Genomic DNA, 22,179 nt, shown 5'->3' on the forward strand with positions numbered 1-22,179 from the left:
CGGCCCCCACGCCACACCGCCACCTCACGCCTAGCTCCGCCCGATCGAGGACCAAGTGGGGGGCTCATGACGGATACCCTTGAGAAGCCTTATTGCGGAGACACGCGTGAGCGCCTGTCACCGATGGAAATTCAACCTTGCCCACCTGACATTCGCACCATAGTGACTAAAGGCTCGCGCGGATCTTCGGATTCGCGATATGGACGCCTCATGACTCTACCCTTGCAGGATCTCGCGCCAAGCTTGCAGAGCGAGGGGAAACCCGCAGCAAAGAAGAAGGTTGGGAAAACCCTCTCGCTCACCGAGAAGATCTACGGGCTTATTCGGACCGAAATTCTTACCTGCGAACTCGAACCAGGCCGGGAATTGTCGGAGGCCGAGCTCGCAACCCGGTTTGACGTCAGCAAGACGCCGGTGCGCGAGGCGCTCGCGACACTGAGATCAGAAGGCTTTGTCCGGACATTCCCGCGACGGGGCTATCAGGTCGTTCCCATCACCTTCGGCGACATGTCAGAACTGTTCGATTTGCGAACCATTCTGGAAGCAGGCGCCGCAGAACTTGCCTGCGCGCGTATCACGCCGGCCGAGATCGACCAACTGAACAGGCTGGCGGATGTCGTCTACGATCGCGCCGAACAAAAGAGTTTGAAGCGCTTCATTCGGGCAAACCGGGAATTCCACGCCGAGATCGCAAAAGCCTCCGGCAATGAACGCCTTCATGTTCTGCTCGTGCGGCAGATCGATGAACTGGAGCGTTTCTTCTACCTCGGAGCGCGTCTGCGCGATGTCAGCTCCCAGACGCAGAGCGACCATCACGCGATTGTTGAGGTTCTCAAAACGCGCGATCCGCAGGCCGCGCGGCAGATCATGATCCGGCACAATGACATCACGCGCGAGGGACTATTCCATGCGCTCGCATCTTCGCGCAGCATCGGACAGATCACGCTCTGACGACGCGTTTCGACAGGGTCGGAACGAAGACGCGGCTCTCCTCTTAGGCCGGAGCCGACGATCTTTCACCGATCGCGAACTCTGTTCCCTGCGGGCTTCGGTGCGTGTCGGTCACGCGCAGGCGCGCGCGGCTCTCGCCGATCGGCAGGTCAAGCAGGCTGACAAGACCCGACCGCATCGCCGGTAGCATCTTGGCCGCATAAACCATCATGGCTGCCGCGCCCTCGGCTGGTGGCGCAGCAGGCTGCACCGTGAGATTGAAGGACCGGCTCGCCCGGATGTCGATGACCTCCCGCGGACTCCGCCCATAGCTGGCGGGATCGAGAAACATCTCCAGTGTCATGCGAAGGACGGGTGCATCGGCCACGTAGCCGATCGCCGTCTGCGTGATGCCAACCACTTGGCCTAGACTGACTTCCCGGTGCGACAACTGGAGGGGCCGCGTCGCGAGAGTCGGCACAAGGTGATCGGTCATGCGGTCGACCGCGAGATCGAGGCATTCCGCCACCGCTGCGATCGACTCGGGGAAGCCCATATGGCCCTCGATCACATGGCTCGCCACCTGGGTCCGAAAGGCCTCTTCATTGAGGCCCAATCCAACGTGACCGAAATCAGACGGCCCGATGCCGCTGACATCGGCCACCCGGAGAATGTCCACCGCCGCTACGTTATGCACCGTGCGGGAGAGCAGGAGGGGAAGCGCCTCGAAACAGAACCCGGGGTTGATCCCGCAGCCAATGACATGGGTGGCCTGCGCGCGAGCCGCCGCGTCCAAGGCCTCGGCGGCATCGCCATAGCGGAGCCAGGGATGGAACATCCATTCGGCCGCCGTGATGACCGAATGGCCCTTTGCGAGGGCGGCGAGGATCTGCGTGGTGACGAGCGACGGGTCTGACGTGGTGGCATGAAATAGCGTGACCGGGCGAGGGTCCGTATAGTCGTCGAGGGTGGCCAGCACGCGGGCATCGCAGCGGCTGGCGGGAACGAGGTCGGAGACGGTTCGACCGACGAGGCTCGGGTCGGTATCGATCACCGCCACGATGTCGAAACGTCGCGACACGCCGATCGCGGTGGCGAGAGCGCGACCGAGGCTGCCGAAGCCCCACAGAATGGCAGGTCTCATGGGCCCAAGTCCTCAAGGTTCAGTCCAAGCGCCGCGCGTGTCGGAGCGAGCTCGACGATGGTGTGAGCGAGCAGTCCGTTGAGGCGGAACGGGTCCGTGGCAAGAAGCCCCTCGAGGTCATCACGGCTAATCCCACGCACCAACATGAAGCCGCCCGTCGGCGGTACAAGCCGGCCCGAAAGGAAGAAGGTCCCATTCGCGTAGTGCGTGTCGATCCACGCGCGGTGCTCCGGGAGACGATGCTGGATCGCCTCACTGGAGGCCAGATAGGTCGATGTGACAAGGAACATGCGCCCGCTCAGCGTCTGAGGACTGCTAATAGATATATCAAAAGAATATTTTTGATATAAAAATAGCCAGAGAATCGAAGCGTGTTGCCATAGGGCGGAGATGATCCAGTTTGCAGGCCGGTCTCGGTCCTCAGCTCGGCTATCTCGCATCGGCCTGACGGAGCTACAGGACGGCGGGTAGCACGGCGTTTGCTTGGTCAGGACAACTCGTTCGGATTGGGTCGCAATGCTAGAATTCTCGCCGATCCTCCCCTTCGCACCGTTGCTGTTCAAGGCAACGATGATGACGATCTTTCTTGCCGTCTCGTCGCAGGCGCTGGGCACCATCGGAGGCTTCCTGCTCGCGCTGGCCCGCCTGTCCTCCTATCGCCTGCTTTCCTATCCGGCCTTTGTATACATCTGGATCGTTCGAGGGACGCCCGCGCTGGTTCACCTCTTCATCATCTACTTCGGCCTGCCGACTATTGGCATCGCTTTCGAGCCCCTGCCGGCGGCGATCCTGGCGTTCTCGCTCAGCTCCGCCGCCTACAATGCCGAGGTCATCCGGGCCGGTCTGCAATCCGTGGCCTTCGGGCAGACCGAAGCGGCCCGTGCCGTGGGCATGACCTTCGGGGGCACGCTTCGACGGATCGTTCTCCCGCAGGCGATGAGGATCGTCGCACCGCCGTATATGTCGAATTTCATCGACCACGTGAAAGGTACGTCGCTGGCCTCCGTCGTCACGGTGCGCGAGCTGCTGCTTACGACGCAACTGATCTACTCGAACACCTTCCGGGCCATGGAGGCGCTGCTCGTGGCGGGCGCGATCTATCTCGCGCTGACGACAGTGCTGTCGGTCGGCCAGATTAGGCTTGAGCGGCACCTCGCCTTCGAGCGACGTCGCCCTTCAGCCCGACGATTGCGGCAACTCGGCCTCGATCCGACGTTGGGAGACGGTCAAGTCTTCGCGGCACCTAGCCTGCCGGGCTCAGCGCCCGATCCCGGACGCCGTGTGCTTGAGATTGCCGCGCTGAACAAGAGCTTCGGCGCCGTGAAGGCGCTGTCCGATATTAATCTTACGATTAGACAAGGCGAGGTCGTGTGCCTGCTTGGGCCGAGCGGCTCGGGCAAGAGCACCCTGCTCCGATCGATCAATCTTTTGGAAATGCCCGACGCCGGGCGCATCGGCATCAACACGCCAAGTGCCAGCTTCGATCTGACGTTCGGAGCCCTGGCCCCGGCCATCGTGGCGCGAGAACTGGTCCGCCTCAGGTCGAGCGTCGGCATGGTGTTCCAGCATTTCAATCTATGGCCCCACATGATGACCATCGAGAATGTCGCGGAAGCTCCGATCTGCGTGCGCCACGAGACAACGCGCCATGCGGGACTGACGGCTGCCGCGATGCTGACCCGCGTCGGTCTCGGCGGCAAGCTGACGACCTTTCCGGACCATCTCTCTGGCGGTCAACGCCAGCGCGTCGCGATCGCCAGGGCGCTCGCAATGCGTCCGGACATCATGCTGTTCGACGAACCGACGTCGGCGCTTGACCCGGAACTCGTCGGCGAGGTTCTTCAGGTCATCGAAGACGTGGCGGCGAGCGGCATGACGATGCTCGTCGCCACCCATGAGATGGGCTTTGCCCGAAAAGTAGCCGACAGGATCCTGTTTATGGACCAGGGCACAATCGTCGAGGATGCGCGCGCCGAAGATTTCTTCGAGCGCCCGCAGCGGGAGCGCAGCGTCCGGTTCCTCGAGGCCATCCTGCGCTGATCGGCGGCACAAAACTTGCAGATATATCAGTCGCCATCTCACCGGCGGTCTGCTGCTAAAAGGGAGCGGACATTCGATGCGCCGGGCCACTTGCGGACTTTTTGACGCTCTCTCCAGGTAGGACTCATGACGATGCCGACAATGACCAGATCCGGTGTGCTGTCTCTCGTTGCGCTGCTCGCCGGCCTCGCGCCGACTCTCGCGGCCGATCTCGCGACAATCAAGAAGGACGGCGTCCTGCCGGCCTTGACCACCGGGAACGACAAGCCGAACGTCTATATGGACGCCTCTGGAGAGCCCGTGGGCTTCGAGGTGGACATGTGCAACATGATCGCCGCCAAGCTCGGGGTGAAGCTGGACCTCAAGGTGCTGGCCTGGGAAGGCCTGCTGCCCTCGATCAGCTCAGGGCGCACCGCCATGATCTGTTCGGGTGTGAATATGACCAAGGCCCGAGCGCAGGCCTTCGACTTCACGGTCCCCTATTCGCGGACCGCCATCGTGGCGATGGTGCCGGCTGCGACCACGAACGTCAGCGGGCCGACCGATCTCGGCGGCAAGGTGGTCGGCGCCTGCATCGGGGCCGACGGCGAGGACGTGGTGCGCGAGATCGGCGGCTTCAAAGACGTGCGGGTCTACCCCGGCGTCGCCGAACTCTTTGCCGATATGCTGGCCAAGCGGGTGGATGTCGCGATCGTCGGCGACAAGCAGGCGGCAGGCTTCATGCAGAGCAGGCCGGGACAATTCAAGATCGTGGGAAAGCCTTACAAGGTCAATCTCGTTGGATATCCGCTCAGCAAGGGTTCTGCCGAAATGAAGAGCGCGGTCGACACCATCATCTCGGACGCCCGGAAAGACGGCACGCTGAACGCCATGGCGAAGAAGAGCTTCGACCTCGATGATTACGACGCGGCGCTCCCTCCCGTCGGCCAGGACGCAAGGTTCTGATCACCTGATACCGTCCTGCAAAAGCCTCAACGGGCTTGGTGGCCCTTCGCCCCCGCAAGGGGCTTTCGAACTGAAATATCGTCTGAAGACATGGTGCGGTTTCCCCCCCTCTCCACAAGGGAGAGGGAAATTTCAGGAAGCTCCACTGAGATGTGTGAACGCCGCCGCCACAAGCGGGAGCGAAGGTCAAAACCCGATTTTCAGCCGAGGGCGACCCGTCGAACTTCATGCGGCTTTGTAAATACTCTTCGACGCAGCCCGCCGAATTTCATTGCGACCCGCGCTCAGGGGTTCGGCGGCCGCCGATGCCGCTTCAGCGAGGAGGGGTCGGTGTCGACTACGGCCCAGGCCGAAACCCTGGCGAAATGCTCCGGTTCGTCAGCCTTCCAGAGCGCATGCGTGATGCCGTGGATCAGCGGTTCGATCCCGTAACGGAGACCCGACAGCGACGCACCCGAATGCGCGTTGGTGACGGTCGCGCCGTAGTTGAAACAATGCACGTGGGCCAGGACCGGGGTCCGTCCCGGCACCTTCTCGACCAAGGAGAGGTCGCGGTTCAGATAGGGGTAGGTCGCGAGCCAAGGGTCGGGCTGCTCCTCGGGGGCTGTGAAGACGTCGGTCCAGGTCGCGATATTGTCAGCCAGCGCGGCGAGTTCCCGCCGGTTGCGGGGATCCATGGAAAACCCACAGCCGATGAAGAGATGATCGTAGAGGGCCGTCGAACCGTCGCTCGCGGACACGCGGATCCCGTCGTGCGTCTGTTCGACGTCGCTCCAGGCGGCGCCCGGATGGAGCGAGAACGTCTCGAAGGCAGCGCAGCGATCCACACCATCCTGTGTCGGCGGCTGACCGAAGGCGAAGATTGTCTGGATCCACCGCCATTTGTCCGCGTCGTCCATCGACGCGTAATGACGGAGATAGCCGGCCTTCTCCAGGTAGCGAAACGGGTTGGCGGTCAGGATCTGGGGGCGCCGCATGTACATCGCGACATGCGCGGCGCCGAGTTCGAGCAGATCCGCCGTGCGATCCCAGGCCGTCGCGCCGGCCCCGAGGACGGCGATCCTCTGTCCTTTCCAGGCGAGGCTGTCGACATCGTCGGTACACAAGGTCCAGGAAGTCGATGGAAGTTTGTCGCGCACCATGGCCGGAACATGCCAACCGCCCACCCCTTCGAGGCCCGTCGCCAGCACGACCTTGCGGGCCGAGACAGGCGTCATGCCGTCGGTGAGGACGCGTACGAAGTCGCGGTCCTGTTCGAAACCACGGACCTCGACATCGTTGCAAACCGGAAGATCGAGCGCCGCGCGATACCAGTCGAGATAGGCCTGCCAGGCCTGACGCGGCCATTTTCCGAGTTGCTCCCACCCATCCTCCCCGAACACCGCCTCGAACCAGCTCCGCGGCGCCAGAGAGGGAATCCCCAGGTCCGGGCCGGTGACGTGTTTTGGCGAGCGCAGCGTCCACATGCGGGAATAGGTGATCCAGGGACCCTCGCGCCCCTTCGGCGCACGATCCAGAACGAGAATGTTGCCGACGCGCTCCCGGAGCAGACCAAAGGCAACAGCAAGCCCGCACTGACCGGCTCCGACGATCACCACATCATAGACATGGCGACCCTCCGGATGGCGGCGCGGCACCACCCACTCATCCTTCGGGTAGATCAGGATCTCGAGGTCGTGGTGCACTCTGCGCGTCAGCGCAACGAGGCGCGCATGGGCGTCGGCGCGCATCTCGGGCGCCGGTGGCGGGAGCAACCCAGCCCGCGCGGCGCGGTGAGGCACTCGCAAACGGACCGTCAGCCCATCGATATTCTCCTGGCACGCTTGCACGATCGTCTCGAAATCCACCACCTTTGGTCCTTCCGGCCGACCATGGTGGCAACATCGAAGCGAGGATGATGCCAACAGCCATCTCGACATTAAATACTGCGTAGAATATCAGTCAATATCTCAGAAGATCGGATGGTTGATAATGGGCGACAAGATCATGTGGGCGCGCCAGGAGGGCACGACCAAGACGTGGGTACATGAAGGTCAGGAGTTCAGCCATCGCCTGATCACCCAGAAAAAGCAGGGTTCGTCGATGTCCTTCCACATCACGACCTACATGCCTCATTTCGACGTGATGGTGGAAGGCGACGGCATCCACGAGGTGATCCTCTACTGCCTGCAGGGATGGTCGCGGCAGATCGTCGAGGCGACCGGCGAAGAGCGCATGTTCCGGCAGGGCGACGCCATGTACCTGCCCGTGACCTATCGCTACCGCCATATCATTGGCGACGCCGGGCTCGTCATCGCGGTCTGCGCCAATCCCAGCAAAGAAGATGGCGACATGTAGCGACTGCGGCGTGGCGCAGCCTGCGCTGCATCACGCTGGCTTTTTTCTTACCGCGACGGCTTCGCCAGGCCGGTTCGGTCTGGCGGGATCGAGTTCGTAGCGAAAGCCGCCTCTCCGTGCGCCCGCGATCGAGGCATCGAGGCAATTGAACAGGCCCGGTTCGGCACCGCAGACATCGTGGGTTGCGTTCACGATCGTGTTCGCCGCTCCGAACAGCGACAGAGCCGCTGGCCGGATGGCGGCCCGGATGTGATGTGCGCCCTCGATGTCGATCGTATCGGCAGCCTCGATGCCGAACCGTTCCGGCTGGTAGTACATCACGAGACGCGTGGTGATGACGGGCTCAGACCCACGCAGTCCGGTCGCGGTCTGCGTGATCCCGATGACACGGCCGGGCTCGATCATGCCGAGGCTGGGCGTCCCCGAATCGACAGGAAACTCCGCCACCTCCGTGCTCCAGCCCTCCTCGATCCGGTCGATGTCGAGGCTGAGATGCTCGGCGATCTTGGCGATCGACTCGGGCGCACCCATGTGGCCGACGATGCGGCCCGAGGCGATCTTCTGGGCGAATTCGTCCGGCCACAACGCGTAGCCGACATGGTCGATGTCGCCAGGGCCGGTGCCCGTGACATCGATCGCTCGCGTGATGGCCACACGTTTCACTCCCGAAGTCGCGCGGGCCAGTAGCAACGGGACGCTGTCGAAGCTGTACCCAGGGTTGATGCCGACCCCCGTGATCGTCACCCGGGCTGCCTTGGCGGCCTGATCGAGGCGATCCGCGAAAGCCGCATGACGCAAGGCGGGGTGAAACATCGCTTCCGAGGCCGAGATAACATTGAGCCTCGCCGCAAGGGCTTCGATCAACTGCCCCTCGATGTGGTCCGGCGCCGATTCGGTGAGATGGTAGAGGAGTTCGGCCTCCGATCCGCATGGCGCCAGGCAGGCCGACAAGCTGTCGTGCACTATGACGTCGCCTGCCTCGGCGAAGGCGGGGTAGAGTTCGGCGAGCCGTCGGCCCACCTTGTCGGGCGCATGGTCTACCGCGCCGACGACATGTATGAGGGGATAGCCGGTGGCGAGACAGTCGATCACCAGCGACCCGAGGGCGCCTAGACCGAACAGAATCACTCCGACAGGCCGGTCTCTCGCGTTGAATGTCGCGGGCTGCTCGCTCTGCATCGTCATGCACGTCGACCTTGCTACAGATATATCGTGTGATATTGCAGTAATCATTGTCTGCACCGGTGTCGAGAGAGATCTCCGACCATTGCGGCCGGCGCTTCGAGCCGGCGCCCGGAGATGCGATAGTCGAACGGATCGAGGATCACCGCGCTGATCGGAGAACAGCATGCAAAGTTTGGACGAGGCCAAGGGCGTCTACATCATCTCGGTCACACCCTTCACCGACGCGGGTGCGCTCGACCTGCAAAGCACCGACCGACTGGTCGATTTCTACCTCGAAAGCGGTGTCACGGGCATCACGGTCCTGGGTATGATGGGCGAGGCCCCCAAGTTGACGGCCGATGAAAGCCGCACCTTTACGCGCCATGTCCTGAGGCGGATCGGCGAAAGGGTTCCCGTCGTCGTCGGCGTATCGAGCCCCGGCTTCGCGGCTATGGGGGCGCTCGCGGAAAGCGTGATGGGTGACGGGGCAGCCGGCGTCATGGTGGCGCCGCCCGGGACGGTCCGGACGGATACCCAGATCCTCGATTATTTTTCCGGCGTGGCCGAGACGCTCGGCGCGATCCCCTGGGTGCTGCAGGATTTCCCGCTCGCGACCGGGGTGCAGATCGCCCCATCCGTGATCGCCTCACTGATCCACGCGATCCCTACCTGTCTAATGCTCAAGCACGAGGACTGGCCGGGACTGAACAAGATCACCACGTTGCGCCAGTCCATGGCGAAAGGCGACGTGCGTCGGATCAGCATTCTGGTCGGCAATGGCGGAGTGTTCCTGCCCGAGGAGCTCGCCCGAGGGGCCGATGGCGCTATGACGGGCTTTGCCTACCCCGAGATGATGGTCGAGGTGTGCAGACTCTTCGCAGCGGGTGCGAGCGAGCGTGCAAGCGACCTGTTCGACGCCTACCTCCCGCTGGCGCGCTACGAGCAGCAACCGGGCGCCGGTCTCGCGGTCCGCAAGCATGTGCTGGCCAAGCGCGGCATTATCGCATCTTCGGCCCTGCGCAAGCCCGGCAAGGCCTTGGCTGACCTCGAGATCGGCGAGGTCGGACGGCTCATCGAGCGGCAGGTCCGCCGCTTGGCGGAAATCGGCTGAAGACCCGTTCGCCATTTGCCCCCTCAGACACCGCGCCTCCCGACTGTTCAGTCGCGCTACAGAGAACAATCATGATATCGTTCGATGCTTTGTTTCCGGAGACGTATGCGCAATCGCGGGAGCGCATCCTCGCCTTGGCGCGGCGCCTCGGCCATCCCGTTCGAACCTATCAAGCACCGGGGAAAGGGCCGGCAGGCGAGACCCTGGCGACCGACGTCCTGTGGATCGGGCCACAGGAGGCGGAGGCAGTCGCCGTCCTGGTTTCGGCCACCCACGGGGTGGAAGGCTTCTGCGGGGCCGGAGCCCAATGCGATACTCTTGAACGGGATCCGGCGGCCAGCCTCCCTCCAGGCGTGGCCCTGCTCGTGGTCCACGCCATCAACCCGTTTGGCTTCGCCTGGCTCAGGCGAGTGACCATGGAAGGGGTCGACCTCAATCGCAACGGAGTTGATTTCGCCGCCTTGCCTCAGAATCCCGGCTTCGACCAGTACAGGCATGATTTCACGCCCCGGAGGCCCGGCAGTCCCGAGGCCGCGGCGGCGACTGCGCGGTTGAACGCCTTTCAGGCCGCAGTCGGTCCGGTCACCTACCAACTGGCACGCAACTCCGGGCAGTACGTCGACCCCAAGAACATCTTCTTCGGCGGCAGGGAGCCGACCTGGTCGCGCCGCACACTTGAGACGATCGTCGCGGATTACGACCTGCGCGCGCGCAAGCAGGTGGCCGTCGTCGACTATCACACCGGCCTCGGACCCTATGGCTATGGCGAGCCGATCTGCGGCACGCGACCTTCCGAACCCGGGAGCGCTCGGGGCCGACGCTGGTATGGCGACAGCATGACAGAACCAATGCGGGGCACATCGACCTCGGTCGTGATCCCGGGCCTTTCGCAATATATCTGGCTCCGGGAACTCGGGCCCGATGCGCTGACCTTCATCGCCCTTGAATACGGCACCTACCCGCCGGCGGTAATGGACGAAGCCACGTCAGCGGAACACTGGCTCGGCAACGAGCCGGCGCTCGATCCGAACAGCGAAGAGGCTCGCACCATCAAGGCCCGGTTCCGGCGCGCCTACTACCCGGACGAGTCGTCCTGGAAAGAGATGGTGATCTGGCGCAGCCGTCAGATCGTCCGCCAGACCCTTCAGGGCTTGGCCGAGGCCATCGTTTAGCCCGACCGACCGTCGAACCACCGCGAGGACCCGCGCGGCAAAAAGCGGCCATCCCCCTCGCGATTGGTGATGACACTCCCGTCCCAGGCGAGTTTGCCGCCCACATAGGTCCGCGACACGTGGCCGTCGAAGATGCGATCCTCGAACGGGCTCCAGTTGAGCTCGTCATGCGCCTCGGCGGCCCGCCATGGTGTCGGCCCAAGGCTGAAGATCGCGAGGTCGGCGTCGGCGCCTACACGGATCTCGCCCTTTTGCGGCCATAGACCGAAGAATCTGGCTGGCCTCTCGCACAATTGCTCCACGGTCGCGCGCGCAGCGTCGAACCCCTGCTTGCGCGCGCCGGTGAAGAAGGCCGGCAGCAGTGTCTCAAGGCCTGGCACTCCCGCCCCCGCATCGAAAATGGATGGTGTGAGTTTGTTGTCGATGGGCCAGCTCGAATGGTCCGAGCTGACGAAAGCCACACGTCCCGCCGCGATCTCCGCCCAGAGCGCGTCGGATTGCCCGGGCCGGATCGGCGGATTGACTTTCATCCGGGCGCCAAGCTCGGCACCGTCCCGGACGGGATCGAACCAAAGATAATGGACGCAGAGTTCGCCAGTCGCACGGAAACCGTCGCGCCTGTAGTTTTCGACCAGTTGAAAGCCCCGATTCGTGGTCAGGTGGACGATATGCGCATGGGCGCCTGCCGCAGCCCCGAGTTCGAGAAAATGCGCCGTCGCCGCAGCCTCAGCAGCCGGCGGTCGGCTCCCGGAATGCGCCGCGATGCCGTTTTGTCCAGCCTCTTTGAGGCGGGCTACGCGGGATCGCACGATCTCCTGATCCTCGTTGTGCAGCCCGAGCGGAATGTGGGTCCCGGCCAGTGTCTCGAACAGATCGAGCGTCAAGTCGGACGGGATCCGCGGAAAGCGCGTCGGGCTGCTTTCGAAACTCGAGATCTTGAAAGCCACGATCCCGCCTTCGATCAGTCGGTCGACCGCGTCGGTCCCCTGCCCCGGCATGACCGTCGCATAGAGCGCCACGTTGCAGTGCGCCCAGGTCTCGATCGCCGCGACTTTTTCCCGAAGGGTCTCAATCGAATCGAGCGGATGGGGGTTGTCGTAGGGCATGTCGACGATCGTGGTCACGCCCCCTGCGACGGCGGAGCGGGTCGTCGACGCGAGCCCGGGCAGGCCCTGAAAGCTGCCCGCATGGGTCTGGCCATCGATCACACCCGGCAGCACGAGGGCGTCCCCCGCGTCATGGTGCGAGGCCGCCGCCGGAGCTTCCCCACAACCGATCGCCGCGATTCGGCCGTCGCGGATCGCCAGCCAGCCACCGGGGAGCACCTCTCGGCCGGTGACGATCGTGCCTGAAATCACGGTATCCATCAGGCGGCTTTGGGTGTGAGCCGAAGGTCCAGCATGGTCGCCGCCATGGCGACGCCGGCCTGCACCGGGTCGACCACGGCCAGGCCCAACTCGGCCTCGACAGCCTCGCGATGAAGACCGAGCCCCGCGCAGCCCAGAATAATGACGTCGGCGCCATCCTGGTCGCGCAGCTTCCGGCCAACCCTGACGACCGTATCGACGATACCTTGCCCCACCAGATGGTCGAGGTTGGCGTCGATTGATCGATCACCGGCCAGCCGGGCGTCAAACTGGAGCGCCCTCAAGTAGCGGAAATGACGGGCGATCGACGAGGGTCCGAGCGACACGACGCCAAAACGCCGCCCGAGGCTGAGTGCCGTCAGGTAGGCGGCTTCGGCGATGCCCACCACAGGCTTGCCGGTCGCGGCACGCGCCTCTGTGAGGCCGGGGTCGGAGAAGCAGGCCACGACATAGGCGTCGGCAGGTCGTTGTGCGATCTCGTCCAAGATGTTGGGAATGACCTGGGCGACATGCGCGTCGCTCGAGATGAGGGCTGGCGATCGCGACAAGGTCGAGCACGCGATCCGATGCTGGGTCGCGGTTCTGACGATGCCGAGACAAGCATCCATCGAAGTCGTCATGGCCACCGAACTGTTTGGATTAATGACGAGGATTTCACCCAAACCGCATCTCCCGACCGCAATGGATCCCAAGCGGCCTATCGCCGACTTGACTTCAGATATATTAGTAAAAATATCATCGGGAAAGGGAAATCGGAACCCATGACGCATCAACCCCCGCGGTCAGACAGGTCTATCGCGATCGACGTGGACAGCCCATTTTGGGCGCTGACCGCGCCACCGGCGCCGAGCACCACACCGCTGCGCGAGGACGCTGCAGTGGACGTGGTGGTGGTCGGGGCCGGGCTTCTTGGATTGTCGACCGCGATCCACCTCGCGGAAAGCGGAGCTAGGGTGGCGGTAGTCGAGGCCCATGAGCCGGGTGCGGGTTCATCCGGACGCAACACGGGCTTCGTGATCCCGAACTTTCCTTCCCCGCTCGGGCCTGCGGCGGCCATCGATGCCTTCGGGGTCGAGGCTGGCGAATGGCTTGTGTCGAATGTCGGCGGTGCCGCCGATTTCCTGTTCCGTCTCACCGAGCGCCTCGGTATCGCCTGCGAGCAGGATCAGATCGGCTGGGCCCAGGCTGCCCATGCGGACGAGATGCTGAACGGCCTCGAAAGCATCGCCAAAGGGTGGCAGGCCCATGGCTTTCCGATCGAACTGCTCGACGCGGATGCCACTGCAGCGCTGCTCGGCTTCACACGTTACAGAGGCTGCATGATGTTTCGCCGCGGCGGCCAGTTAAATCCGCTGGCTTATGTGCGGGGCCTGGCGAATGCTGCGATTGACCTGGGTGTGGCCCTCTACACCCGATCGCCTGTCCTCGGCACCGAGCGGTCGGGACCGGATTGGGTGGTGCGAACGCCTTTGGCCCATCTGCGCGCGGGACAGGTTGTTCTGACCCTGAATGTCGCGACCGATGGTCTGATCAATCTCGGCCACGCACCCTTGCGCATTTCCCATATGCGGCAGACCGCGACCGCTCCCCTGCCCCCGACGAGCCCCTACAAGGGACCAAGCCTGCCGTTTTCCGACACGGCGCCCCATCCCAACTTCGCGCTCCGCACGACTCGTGATGGTCGGCTCGTGACCGGCGGCGATCCCGAACTCGCCCATCGCCGCCTCACCGGCCTCTTGCCGCCCGGCCAATCGATCGAGATCGCCTACACCTGGGGCGGCGACACGGCGCATACTGCCGATCTCCTGCCGCGTTTCGAAGAGCCGGCGCCGGGCCTATTTTCGGCGATCGGCTGCAATGGACGCGGAGTCGCCATGGCGTCGATGATGGGCGCGCTCGTCGCCGAGCACCTGTCCGACCCGCTTCGCTCCAAGGGATTGCTGCTCCGTTTAGGTCGACCGGTCCGAGGGTTCTGACCGCGAACGCCCGCCCTTTGCGCAGCCGCCCAAAAAGGAGGCGGTAAAGTTTCAGCACAATGATCAGGCATTGGAAATTGACACTGATATATCACCGAGTATCCTAGAGGCGGGTTTGCTGCTCTCGACGCGCCCGACGAAGGAAACCTGACAATGCTGACATCGTGCGTGAAATGGGCACCCCTGGCGGCGCTTCTGGCCTTTGCGGGCGGTGCGGAGGCGCAGAGCGCGGCAACGGCCACCGGTCCCCAAGTGTCCATCGATCTCCCGAAGCCGTGGCCCCTCCGCCATTTGGTTGCCACCGGCACGCTGACGATCGCCACCACCGGCAAGAGCGCGGGCGTGACCTTCGTGGATGAGAGCGGCAAGCTCGCCGGTGCCCGCATCGATCTCTGGACCAAGCTGGCCGACGATCTCGGCATCAAGCCCGATTTCGTCGTCATCGACTGGCCCGGCGTTCTCCCTGGGCTCGCCGCGAACCGTTTCGACATCGCCTGCGAGGGCGCTTCTTGGACAAAGGCACGGCTGGCCTCTCCCGACTTCTACATGACTCGTCCGCTCGAAGTGGCGATCAACGTCGGCGTGGCGCTGAAGAGTTCCGGCATCGCCACGTGGTCGGACGCGGCCGGGAAACGCCTTGGCGGCGTGAAAGGCGAGCAGGAACTCAAGGATCTGCTGGCGAAAGCCGGGGCGAAGACAGCCAGCCTCGAATTGCCGGGGGTTCCCGAAGCTCGACTCGCGCTTCTCAATGGACAATATGACGTCTACGGCACCGGCATGCAGGTTGCACAAACCCTGCTGAAGGGCGAGGACGGCGACAAGTTCATGATCCTCGGAGAGCCGACGGCAGTCGACGCGTCCGGGTTCTGCGTCAACAAGAACGAGGGTGACTTGGCCCAGGCCGTCAATGTCCTGCTGGCCAAATATTCGGTCGATGGCACCATGGCAAGCATCAACAAAAAATGGGACATGCCTGACACGACCGCGAATCTGGCCAAGCTCGGCTACTAGGGCACGCGCGACGTCTCCGACATCCGCTTCGCCATGCACCTGAATTTTTCGGTCTGGCTGACCCGCTGGCCTTATCTCTTGCAAGGAGCGGCGATCTCGCTCGAGATTGTCGTCATCGTTCTGCTTCTCAGCACGCCATTGGCGATGATCGCGGCGCTGGGCCTCGGCGCGACCAATCGCGCGATCCTGTACCCAATGATGGCGATCAGCTGGATTTTGCGTGGCATCCCGCCCCTCGTGATCTTGTTCGTCGCCTATTTCGTCGTGCCTCAGTTCGGTATCAGCCTGACGCCGCTCGTCGCCGCCATCGCGGGCTTCACGGCCTACAACACACTCGTCGTGGCCGAGTTGATCGTCGCGGGGTTCCGCTCCGTCGATCCCGGTCAACATGCGGCCATCGCGGCGCTGGGCCTTCCGCCGTTCCGGGCCTATCGAAGGGTGCTGCTGCCGCAGGCGCTGCCGTCGATCATCCCGCCCTACATTTCCTACAGCACCGACATGGTGAAGGGCACCGCACTCGCCGGCTCGATCGGCGTGCTCGAACTCGTCACGCGTGCCAATCAGGTCATCCTCGCGACCAATCGGCCCTTCGAGATCCTCCTCGGCATTGCCGCGCTCTACGGCATCGTCGATGCGGGATTGATGGGGCTGCAGGCTGCGGCCGAGCGCCTGTGGGCGCCCCACGCGAGACGGTGAGGGCAAGCGATGAGCTTCGATCTTGACCTGATCGTCCAAGCGCTACCGGAGCTTTTGCAGAGCGTCCTCGTGACGATCGAGCTCTTCGTGCTGCTGATGCTGATCGCCACCCCGATCTCGCTTCTCGTGGCGCTGGCCAGGGTGTCGTCGATGCTGGGCCTGCGCTGTGCCGCGGCCTGCTACGTAAATGGCATCCGGTGCATTCCCGTTCTCGTAATCCTCTATTTCACCTTCTACGGCCTGCCTCAATTGGGGCTTCGGATCGCACCTTTCACCGCGGCCCTTACTGGGCTCACGATCGGCACCGTGGCCTATCTGGCCGAGGACCTGCGCGCGGGCCTGACCGCCATCGATCCCGGGCAGTTCCAAGCCGCCGATGCTCTCGGGCTCGGCTATTGGTGGCGCACGCGACGCATCATCGTTCCGCAGGCACTGCCGGTGATGATCGGGCCCTACTTCACGCGCGCCATCGTGTCCCTGAAGGCGACTTCCATGGCCTCGATCGTGGCGGTCAACGAGGTCACGGGCGAAAGCATGGCGCTGTTGACCCAGACCTACCGCGCCCTCGAATTCCTCACCTTCGCGGCCATCACCTACCTCACGCTGAGCGCCGTTCTGGCGTTTGCTCAGGTGATCCTTCAACGCAAGGTAGCGCTGCCATGACGACTCGCTACCCTCGCCTCTGGTCGCCGATGGCGATCGGCCGTGTAACGATCCGCAATCGAGTCGTGCTGACGGGCCATGGGACCCGCATGGTCAAGGATGGCGAGGCCACGGCCATGATGCGCGCCTATTACGCGGAGCGCGCCAAGGGCGGGGTCGGCCTCCTGATGATCGGTACCCAGCAGGTCCATCCCTCATCACCCGGCCTCGGCCATCTGCTGTGCAACTACGACGATGCGATCATCCCCAGCCTCGCCGGCATCGCCGAGGCCGTCCATCGCCATGGCGCCAAGCTGTTCGGCTATATCGGGCATTTCGGGGCTTTCGCAGGCGCCACTCCGGCGGCGCCATGGGCACCTTCGGCCCTCTATAACCAGACGCTCGGAAGCCATGCGCACGCCATGTCCGTGGACGAGATCGCCGAACTGGTGGACGCACACGCCAAGGCCGCCCTTAGAAACCTCGAAGCTGGCCTCGATGGTATTGAGGTTCACACCGGTCATGGCTTGCTTTTGAACCAGTTCCTGTCGCCGCTGACCAACAAGCGGGACGACGCCTACGGCGGCACGCTCGACAGCCGGATGCGCTTTCCGCTCGAGGTTCTCGTCGCCGTGCGCCGTGCCGTCGGACCCGACATCCCGCTTGGAGTTCGCATCAGCGGCGAGGAGTTGATCAAGGGTGGTCTCACGGTCGACGAGATGACGATCGTGGTTCAGGGCATGATCCGGGCCGCGGCGATCGATTACGTCGACGTCTCCATGGGCAACGATTCGGACGACATGAGCGCCATGCGGCACCTGCCGCTGATGGACATGCCGTCAGCCCCTTACGCGGGGGTCGCAAAGTCGATTAGAAATGAGGTCGCGATCCCGATCATCCACGGGACCCGGATCGACAGGCCGGACGTCGCCGAAAGACTGCTCGAAAGCGGCGCCGCAGATTTCGCCGGTATGTGCCGTGGCTTGATCGCCGACCCGCACCTGCCGAACAAGGCGCGCGACGGCCGAACCGATGACATCACCCCCTGCGTGGGTTGCGATCAGGCCTGCATCGGCCATCTCGAAACGGGCCTTCCGATCTCCTGCGTCGGCAATCCCGTGACAGGCCGCGAGATTCAATGGGGCGAGATCCATCCGGCGGCAGTGCGCAAGAAACTGGTCGTGGTGGGCGGCGGGCCGGCCGGCATGGAGGCGGCGGCGGTCGCGGCCACGCGCGGCCATGTCGTGATCCTGTTCGAAGGCGAGGCGACGCTCGGGGGCGCCCTGCGGATCGCGGCCCAGGCCCCGAACCGGACGGGTTGGAAGCGCCTGATCGACGCGCAGGCGCGGCGTCTCCTGACCACCGGCGTCGACGTGCGGTTGTCGACGCGCGTCGACCTCGATCAAATCCGGGTCGAAAAGCCCGACGCGATTGTCGTGGCCACCGGGGCGGTGGCGGCGTTACCCGACCTACCCGGAGCGCATGCCAATATCCTCACCGAACGGGCGGTTCTCAGCGGTGCGGCAGTGGCACGAGGCGATGTCATGGTGCTCGATTTTCTGGACTCGGCGAGCGGCATCGGCGTTGCGAGCTTTCTGCGCGATCGCGGTCACCGGGTCGTGCTCGTCACGCAGGCGTCGCGGTTGGGAGACCGGCTGGTCAAGCCCACCCGAACCTGGTTGAGCAAGGTGCTGCATGGCAAGGGGGTGACGGTGCTCACGGAACACAGAGTGGTCCGACTCGATCCGGAAGGCGCGACCCTCGTCCACCTGCCGAGCGAGACCGAGGCGACTCTGTTAAACATCGCAACGGTTGTGGTGGCGGCGGCGCCACGTTCCGACCAAGCCTTGCTGGCTGCGATACGTAGGCTTGCAACGGAAGTTCACGTGATCGGGGATGGGGAAACACCACGCAACGTCGAGGCGGCTATCCTTGAAGGCCACGCTGTGGGTCACGCGCTATGACGCGCGACCGTGCCGCGAAGATATCGCGAGTCGAACTGGGATGACCATGATCGAATTGGCAGCCCTCTCCGAACATGGTGCGCACGAGAGCGCCGTCGTCAACGTTGCGCCGCTGCTCCGAATCAAGAAGCTCGTCAAACGCTACGGCCCGAAGACCGTTCTGCACGGCGTCGACCTGGATATTCCAGCCGGCAGGGTAGTGGCCCTGATCGGGGCCAGCGGATCCGGCAAGTCGACGCTGCTGCGCTGCGTAAACTATCTCGAAGTGCCAGAGCCCGGCAGCGAGATCTGGCTCGACGGGGAGCTGATTGGCCAGGATGCCCGGAGCACTCCGCCCCGTCTGCTCCAAGGCGCAGCGTTGCGACGCCAGCGCAGCCAGATTGGCATGGTGTTCCAGCACTTCAACCTGTTCCCGAACCTCACCGCACTCGAAAACATCACAGAAGCGCCGCTGGCGCACCGCCGGGCCACCAAAGCGGAAGCGCGGATGCAGGCGCAAGCCCTACTCGATCAGGTTGGACTGCACGACAAGGCGGCATCCTATCCCAGCCAATTGTCGGGCGGGCAGCAGCAACGGGTGGCTATTGCCAGGGCGCTGGCCATGAAGCCGAGGCTCATGCTCTTCGACGAGGTGACGTCAGCCCTCGACCCCGAGCTCGTCGACGAGGTATTGAAGGTCATGCTTCAACTCGCGCAAGACGGTATGACGATGGTGGTGGTGACCCACGAGATGGCCTTTGCGGCAGAGGTCGCAGACCGCGTCGTCTATATGGACCAGGGTCGGATCATCGAAGACGGCCCTCCCGGCTCCATCTTGCGCAACCCTCGACATCCTCGGACACAAGCCTTTCTTAAGCGCATGCTGAGGACGGGATGAGTAAGGCGAAGATCGACCAAAAAAAGCCGTTCAGAGTCTGTCCGAAGTCAGTTTTTTGCCTGATCACGCATGAATCTCGGCCAATTTCACGGTTCGATAAAACCTCCGGATTGGATCCATCCCGGCCTAAGTCAGTCGTTTGATGATGGCGGAGAGATCCTGTTCGCGGTAGAGTCTGTATTCGAATTGGGAGAGGGTGCGGGGAGGTGCTTGTCCCCCATGGCATGACTGGTGCTGGTGATAGCGGCTTTGATTGTAAAAGCGCCACCAAAACCGACCCCTGCTCTAAACACCGACCAATCATTGAGACTTCAGCGAACTTCTTGATCACTGAGGGTTCCTTATCGGCGCTGCACCCGAGCCCATGCGTGGTCGTCTCCGGTTGAAAGTTAGCGATCGGAGGCGGTCTTATGCAGTGAGGGCGGCTATCGTGGCGGAGCATCGGAGGCAATCAGAACATGGGTAGCCGCGAGATTTACAGTGCGAAGCTGGTTTGTCACGATTGAGGGGTGATCGGCTCCGTAAAGCTTTCTGAGGCCGAGAACCCTGTTTACGACCCGAATCCTCGGCGCGCGGTTGAAGAGGGCGCGCCGAAGCGTGAGCATCGCGGGCTTCGTCCTGGTGTGAAGGGCGGTCCAAATCCAGGCCACGGGGCGGAGCAAATCCAGGCCAACCCTACAACGGCCGGTGAGCCCGCAACAGATGAAATACGATCATGAACATAAAAGGTTAGCCAAGGGCACAGTCTAATCTAGTATCGTTCGTCTGGAGTCGGACGGGGCTGTTGATTTCCGCTGAGAAGTGACCCAGGCGGCTCGGATTTTTCCATCGAGAATTGACCCATGTTTTCACCTCCTTCCACGCGGTTTGCGTGGGGGGCATCGGAGTGATCGACATGGAGTTATTGAGCGTCATCCGACGCTGGCATTGCCGGGACTATTTCTCCCTTCGAGAGATCGCCCGGCGCACCGGTCTTTCGAGAAACACGGTTCGCAAGTACCTTCGCCAGGATAGCCTTGAGCCTCGGTTCAACACCCCCGGCCGTCCGAGCAAGCTCGACCCCTATGCGGAGAAGCTGTCGGCGATGCTTCGCGTCGAGACGGGGAAGTCGCGCAAGCAAAAGCGCACGATCAGGCAGTTGCACGTCGATCTCGTCGGGCTCGGCTATGGGGGTTCGTATAATCGGGTTGCGGCCTTTGCCCGTGACTGGAAGGCCGCCCGACAGCGCGAGCAACAGACCAGTGGTCGGGGCACGTTCGTTCCCCTGGCGTTTGTGCCGGGCGAAGCCTTTCAGTTCGACTGGTCAGAAGACTGGGCGATCCTCGCCGGCGAGCGGACCAAGCTGCAGATTGCCCACGTCAAACTGTCCTACAGCCGCGCCTTTACGCTCCGGGCCTATCCGCTGCAAACCCACGAGATGCTGTTTGACGCTCATAACCACGCCTTCCGGGTCCTGGGTGGTGTTCCGCAGCGCGGCATCTACGACAACATGAAGACCGCCGTCGATAAGGTCGGTCGCGGTGCTTAGAGGCGCCCTGACCCTCCGACGAGCAGTTGTGCGGCGGCTCCCATCGCTCCGAGATCGGCACCGAGATTGATGACGTTGGCTACGAGCAGAAGAACGACGACAACCCGGAGGAGCCACGCGGGGTAGTGCCGCCGGAGGTTGTGAGCGATGCCGGCGCCGGTGACCGCGCCGATGCGCGCGCAGACGGCCTGAAAGGCCACCATCATCGGCAAGCTGAACAGCATCGTCCAGGCGAGTCCGAACTCGAATTTCGCGCCGACTTGGCTGTAGGTGGCGATGCCGCTCGGGTCGTCATCGGCCGCACCGGTGACGAGACCCGGTCCGAGTTTCTTGAGGAATCCGACCGACTTCAGTGGAAGTCCACTCGGTTTCGGCACGACGGGAATGTTTGTCTCAGGCTGGAGCAGAAATTTTATCGCAGCCTCAGGATCAAGGGCAGCGCACGATCGCCGTGCAGCCGAGCTTGGACGTGCCACCCGATCTTCATCGGGCTTTTCGGGGACGATCGGTCTTCGCTCGAACCAACTTCGCCGAGCGTTCTGTCGCATCTGCTTCTCGCGTTCCGGTTGCCGCCGGAAGGATGCCCTCCGGCGGCCGGCGATCAGACGACCGCGATGTCGTTCTCGACGCCCGTCACGCCTGGGGCGCGCCACGCTGTATCGTCCGCGACCCACTTGTCGTCGAAGGTGGGCACGGTTCCGGTAAGGCGGACCGAGCCGCCCGTCGCGCTCACCGACACGTTGTCCTGGTAGGAAGACCACGACCGGTGCAGGGCGCGCTTGATGTCGGCCGAGATGTCGGTCGCGCTGGGGCGCGGCTTGAGCGTGATCTGGTCGGATACCCCCACCACGCCGGACAGGGGACGCAGGTCGTGCTCCGCCGCGTCCCTCTGATATTTCCAGTCGACCTGTCCGGTGAGGGTGAGCCAACCCTTCTCGACCTTAACCTTGACGGCGTCGTGCGGGACCGAGGTGTCCCACGCCAGTCGCTCGACGGCGGCGGCCGCGATTTCCTCGTCCGTTCGCTTGGTGTCGAAGGGAAGGCGGACTTCGAGTTCCTCGGCGACTGCCTTGACGCCCTTCACGCGCCCGGCCGCCTTCTCGGCGGCGTACTTTTCGGCGTAGGTCAGGACGTGGCCGCTGAGCGTCACGACGCCCTCCTTGGCGGCGACGCCGATATGGGCCGCGATCACGCTCGGCTCCCAGGCGAGTTCGTCCTGCACGGACTTTTGGAGCTGACTGTCGTTGTTCATGAGGTTTCCTCCTATGGAGATAA

19 protein-coding genes and 2 pseudogenes are annotated in these 22,179 nt (G+C 63.5%); 13 read left to right on the forward strand and 8 right to left on the reverse strand.

All coding sequences use genetic code 11. From position 1 onward, the window contains the following. The first annotated feature begins 210 nt into the window (after positions 1-210). Entirely contained in the window at positions 211-951 is a 741-nt protein-coding gene (locus M8523_RS30045; RefSeq protein WP_282588536.1) for a GntR family transcriptional regulator, read from the forward strand. A gap of 43 nt (positions 952-994) precedes the next feature. On the opposite strand, the gene M8523_RS30050 is transcribed toward M8523_RS30045, so the two are convergent. Beyond that, on the reverse strand, positions 995-2,074 hold the full coding sequence (locus M8523_RS30050; protein WP_282588537.1) for a hypothetical protein: 1,080 nt from the start codon (positions 2,072-2,074) through the stop codon (positions 995-997). After that, positions 2,071-2,364, reverse strand: coding sequence for a YciI family protein (locus M8523_RS30055; protein ID WP_282588538.1), 294 nt, complete (start codon positions 2,362-2,364; stop codon positions 2,071-2,073). The genes M8523_RS30050 and M8523_RS30055 overlap by 4 nt, the downstream gene beginning before the upstream one ends. 226 nt (positions 2,365-2,590) lie before the next feature. Between M8523_RS30055 and M8523_RS30060 the strand changes: the two genes are divergently transcribed. Beyond that, the gene (locus M8523_RS30060) at positions 2,591-4,114 is read left to right on the forward strand and encodes an amino acid ABC transporter permease/ATP-binding protein (protein ID WP_282588539.1); all 1,524 of its coding nucleotides are present in this window, start codon (positions 2,591-2,593) and stop codon (positions 4,112-4,114) included. Between the two features lie 141 nt (positions 4,115-4,255). After that, positions 4,256-5,059 carry a substrate-binding periplasmic protein gene (locus M8523_RS30065; RefSeq protein WP_282588540.1) on the forward strand — a complete coding sequence of 268 codons (804 nt, stop codon included), beginning with the start codon at positions 4,256-4,258 and terminating at the stop codon, positions 5,057-5,059. Between the two features lie 284 nt (positions 5,060-5,343). Here M8523_RS30065 and M8523_RS30070 read toward each other — a convergent pair whose 3' ends face one another. Continuing rightward, positions 5,344-6,906 carry an FAD/NAD(P)-binding protein gene (locus M8523_RS30070; protein WP_282588541.1) on the reverse strand — a complete coding sequence of 521 codons (1,563 nt, stop codon included), beginning with the start codon at positions 6,904-6,906 and terminating at the stop codon, positions 5,344-5,346. A 124-nt stretch (positions 6,907-7,030) separates the two neighbouring features. On the opposite strand from M8523_RS30070, the gene M8523_RS30075 reads away from it, so the two are divergent. Beyond that, complete coding sequence (locus M8523_RS30075; RefSeq protein ID WP_282588542.1) at positions 7,031-7,396, forward strand: hypothetical protein; 366 nt, start codon at positions 7,031-7,033, stop codon at positions 7,394-7,396. 30 nt (positions 7,397-7,426) lie between these two features. Here the strand turns inward: M8523_RS30075 and M8523_RS30080 are convergent, their stop codons facing one another. Continuing rightward, complete coding sequence (locus M8523_RS30080) at positions 7,427-8,581, reverse strand: hypothetical protein (protein ID WP_282588543.1); 1,155 nt, start codon at positions 8,579-8,581, stop codon at positions 7,427-7,429. Between the two features lie 163 nt (positions 8,582-8,744). Between M8523_RS30080 and M8523_RS30085 the strand changes: the two genes are divergently transcribed. Both M8523_RS30085 and M8523_RS30090 read left to right on the forward strand, forming a co-directional pair. Then, positions 8,745-9,671 (forward strand): dihydrodipicolinate synthase family protein, encoded by a 927-nt coding sequence (locus tag M8523_RS30085; protein WP_282588544.1) that lies wholly within the window; start codon positions 8,745-8,747, stop codon positions 9,669-9,671. Between the two features lie 71 nt (positions 9,672-9,742). Further along, positions 9,743-10,843 (forward strand): M14 family metallopeptidase, encoded by a 1,101-nt coding sequence (locus M8523_RS30090; RefSeq protein WP_282588545.1) that lies wholly within the window; start codon positions 9,743-9,745, stop codon positions 10,841-10,843. Here M8523_RS30090 and M8523_RS30095 read toward each other — a convergent pair. Beyond that, the gene (locus tag M8523_RS30095; RefSeq protein WP_282588546.1) at positions 10,840-12,210 is read right to left on the reverse strand and encodes a dihydroorotase; all 1,371 of its coding nucleotides are present in this window, start codon (positions 12,208-12,210) and stop codon (positions 10,840-10,842) included. The genes M8523_RS30090 and M8523_RS30095 overlap by 4 nt on opposite strands. Then, complete coding sequence (locus tag M8523_RS30100) at positions 12,210-12,872, reverse strand: aspartate/glutamate racemase family protein (protein ID WP_282588547.1); 663 nt, start codon at positions 12,870-12,872, stop codon at positions 12,210-12,212. Before M8523_RS30100 ends, M8523_RS30095 begins: the two co-directional genes overlap by 1 nt. A gap of 99 nt (positions 12,873-12,971) precedes the next feature. On the opposite strand from M8523_RS30100, the gene M8523_RS30105 reads away from it, so the two are divergent. The 7 genes and pseudogenes from M8523_RS30105 to istA form a co-directional block, all read left to right on the forward strand. Continuing rightward, positions 12,972-14,186, forward strand: a complete 1,215-nt coding sequence (locus M8523_RS30105) for an NAD(P)/FAD-dependent oxidoreductase (protein ID WP_282588548.1) — start codon at positions 12,972-12,974, stop codon at positions 14,184-14,186. A 153-nt stretch (positions 14,187-14,339) separates the two neighbouring features. After that, positions 14,340-15,197 carry a substrate-binding periplasmic protein gene (locus M8523_RS30110; protein ID WP_282588549.1) on the forward strand — a complete coding sequence of 286 codons (858 nt, stop codon included), beginning with the start codon at positions 14,340-14,342 and terminating at the stop codon, positions 15,195-15,197. Positions 15,198-15,230: 33 nt separating this feature from the next. Further along, a complete protein-coding gene (locus M8523_RS30115) occupies positions 15,231-15,893 on the forward strand; it encodes an amino acid ABC transporter permease (protein WP_282588550.1) in 663 nt (220 codons plus the stop codon). Positions 15,894-15,902: 9 nt separating this feature from the next. Then, on the forward strand, positions 15,903-16,556 hold the full coding sequence (locus M8523_RS30120) for an amino acid ABC transporter permease (RefSeq protein WP_282588551.1): 654 nt from the start codon (positions 15,903-15,905) through the stop codon (positions 16,554-16,556). Beyond that, positions 16,553-18,499, forward strand: a complete 1,947-nt coding sequence (locus M8523_RS30125) for an oxidoreductase (RefSeq protein ID WP_282588552.1) — start codon at positions 16,553-16,555, stop codon at positions 18,497-18,499. Before M8523_RS30120 ends, M8523_RS30125 begins: the two co-directional genes overlap by 4 nt. Before the next feature lie 40 nt (positions 18,500-18,539). Then, a complete protein-coding gene (locus tag M8523_RS30130; RefSeq protein WP_428351625.1) occupies positions 18,540-19,376 on the forward strand; it encodes an amino acid ABC transporter ATP-binding protein in 837 nt (278 codons plus the stop codon). A gap of 895 nt (positions 19,377-20,271) precedes the next feature. Next, a pseudogene (gene istA / locus M8523_RS30135) lies at positions 20,272-20,898 on the forward strand (IS21 family transposase); the annotation flags it as partial. Positions 20,899-20,915: 17 nt separating this feature from the next. On the opposite strand, the pseudogene M8523_RS30140 reads toward istA, so the two are convergent. Both M8523_RS30140 and M8523_RS30145 read right to left on the reverse strand, forming a co-directional pair. Beyond that, positions 20,916-21,281: pseudogene (locus M8523_RS30140) on the reverse strand (divalent metal cation transporter); the annotation flags it as partial. 224 nt (positions 21,282-21,505) lie between these two features. After that, positions 21,506-22,156 carry a BON domain-containing protein gene (locus tag M8523_RS30145; protein ID WP_282588553.1) on the reverse strand — a complete coding sequence of 217 codons (651 nt, stop codon included), beginning with the start codon at positions 22,154-22,156 and terminating at the stop codon, positions 21,506-21,508. Positions 22,157-22,179 lie beyond the last annotated feature (23 nt).

Source organism: Lichenifustis flavocetrariae, from assembly GCF_026130545.1.
Classification (GTDB): Bacteria; Pseudomonadota; Alphaproteobacteria; order Rhizobiales; family Beijerinckiaceae; genus Lichenihabitans; species Lichenihabitans flavocetrariae.

Coding starts and splice junctions, on each gene's coding strand:
- M8523_RS30115 (WP_282588550.1), top strand. CDS start 15,231: ATGCACCTGAATTTTTCGGTCTGGCTGACCCGCTGGCCTTATCTCTTG.
- M8523_RS30130 (WP_428351625.1), top strand. CDS start 18,540: ATGACCATGATCGAATTGGCAGCCCTCTCCGAACATGGTGCGCACGAG.
- M8523_RS30050 (WP_282588537.1), bottom strand. CDS start 2,074: ATGAGACCTGCCATTCTGTGGGGCTTCGGCAGCCTCGGTCGCGCTCTC.
- M8523_RS30125 (WP_282588552.1), top strand. CDS start 16,553: ATGACGACTCGCTACCCTCGCCTCTGGTCGCCGATGGCGATCGGCCGT.
- M8523_RS30045 (WP_282588536.1), top strand. CDS start 211: ATGACTCTACCCTTGCAGGATCTCGCGCCAAGCTTGCAGAGCGAGGGG.
- M8523_RS30095 (WP_282588546.1), bottom strand. CDS start 12,210: ATGGATACCGTGATTTCAGGCACGATCGTCACCGGCCGAGAGGTGCTC.
- M8523_RS30090 (WP_282588545.1), top strand. CDS start 9,743: ATGATATCGTTCGATGCTTTGTTTCCGGAGACGTATGCGCAATCGCGG.
- M8523_RS30105 (WP_282588548.1), top strand. CDS start 12,972: ATGACGCATCAACCCCCGCGGTCAGACAGGTCTATCGCGATCGACGTG.
- M8523_RS30055 (WP_282588538.1), bottom strand. CDS start 2,364: ATGTTCCTTGTCACATCGACCTATCTGGCCTCCAGTGAGGCGATCCAG.
- M8523_RS30075 (WP_282588542.1), top strand. CDS start 7,031: ATGGGCGACAAGATCATGTGGGCGCGCCAGGAGGGCACGACCAAGACG.
- M8523_RS30065 (WP_282588540.1), top strand. CDS start 4,256: ATGACCAGATCCGGTGTGCTGTCTCTCGTTGCGCTGCTCGCCGGCCTC.
- M8523_RS30080 (WP_282588543.1), bottom strand. CDS start 8,581: ATGACGATGCAGAGCGAGCAGCCCGCGACATTCAACGCGAGAGACCGG.
- M8523_RS30110 (WP_282588549.1), top strand. CDS start 14,340: ATGCTGACATCGTGCGTGAAATGGGCACCCCTGGCGGCGCTTCTGGCC.
- M8523_RS30085 (WP_282588544.1), top strand. CDS start 8,745: ATGCAAAGTTTGGACGAGGCCAAGGGCGTCTACATCATCTCGGTCACA.
- M8523_RS30060 (WP_282588539.1), top strand. CDS start 2,591: ATGCTAGAATTCTCGCCGATCCTCCCCTTCGCACCGTTGCTGTTCAAG.
- M8523_RS30120 (WP_282588551.1), top strand. CDS start 15,903: ATGAGCTTCGATCTTGACCTGATCGTCCAAGCGCTACCGGAGCTTTTG.
- M8523_RS30145 (WP_282588553.1), bottom strand. CDS start 22,156: ATGAACAACGACAGTCAGCTCCAAAAGTCCGTGCAGGACGAACTCGCC.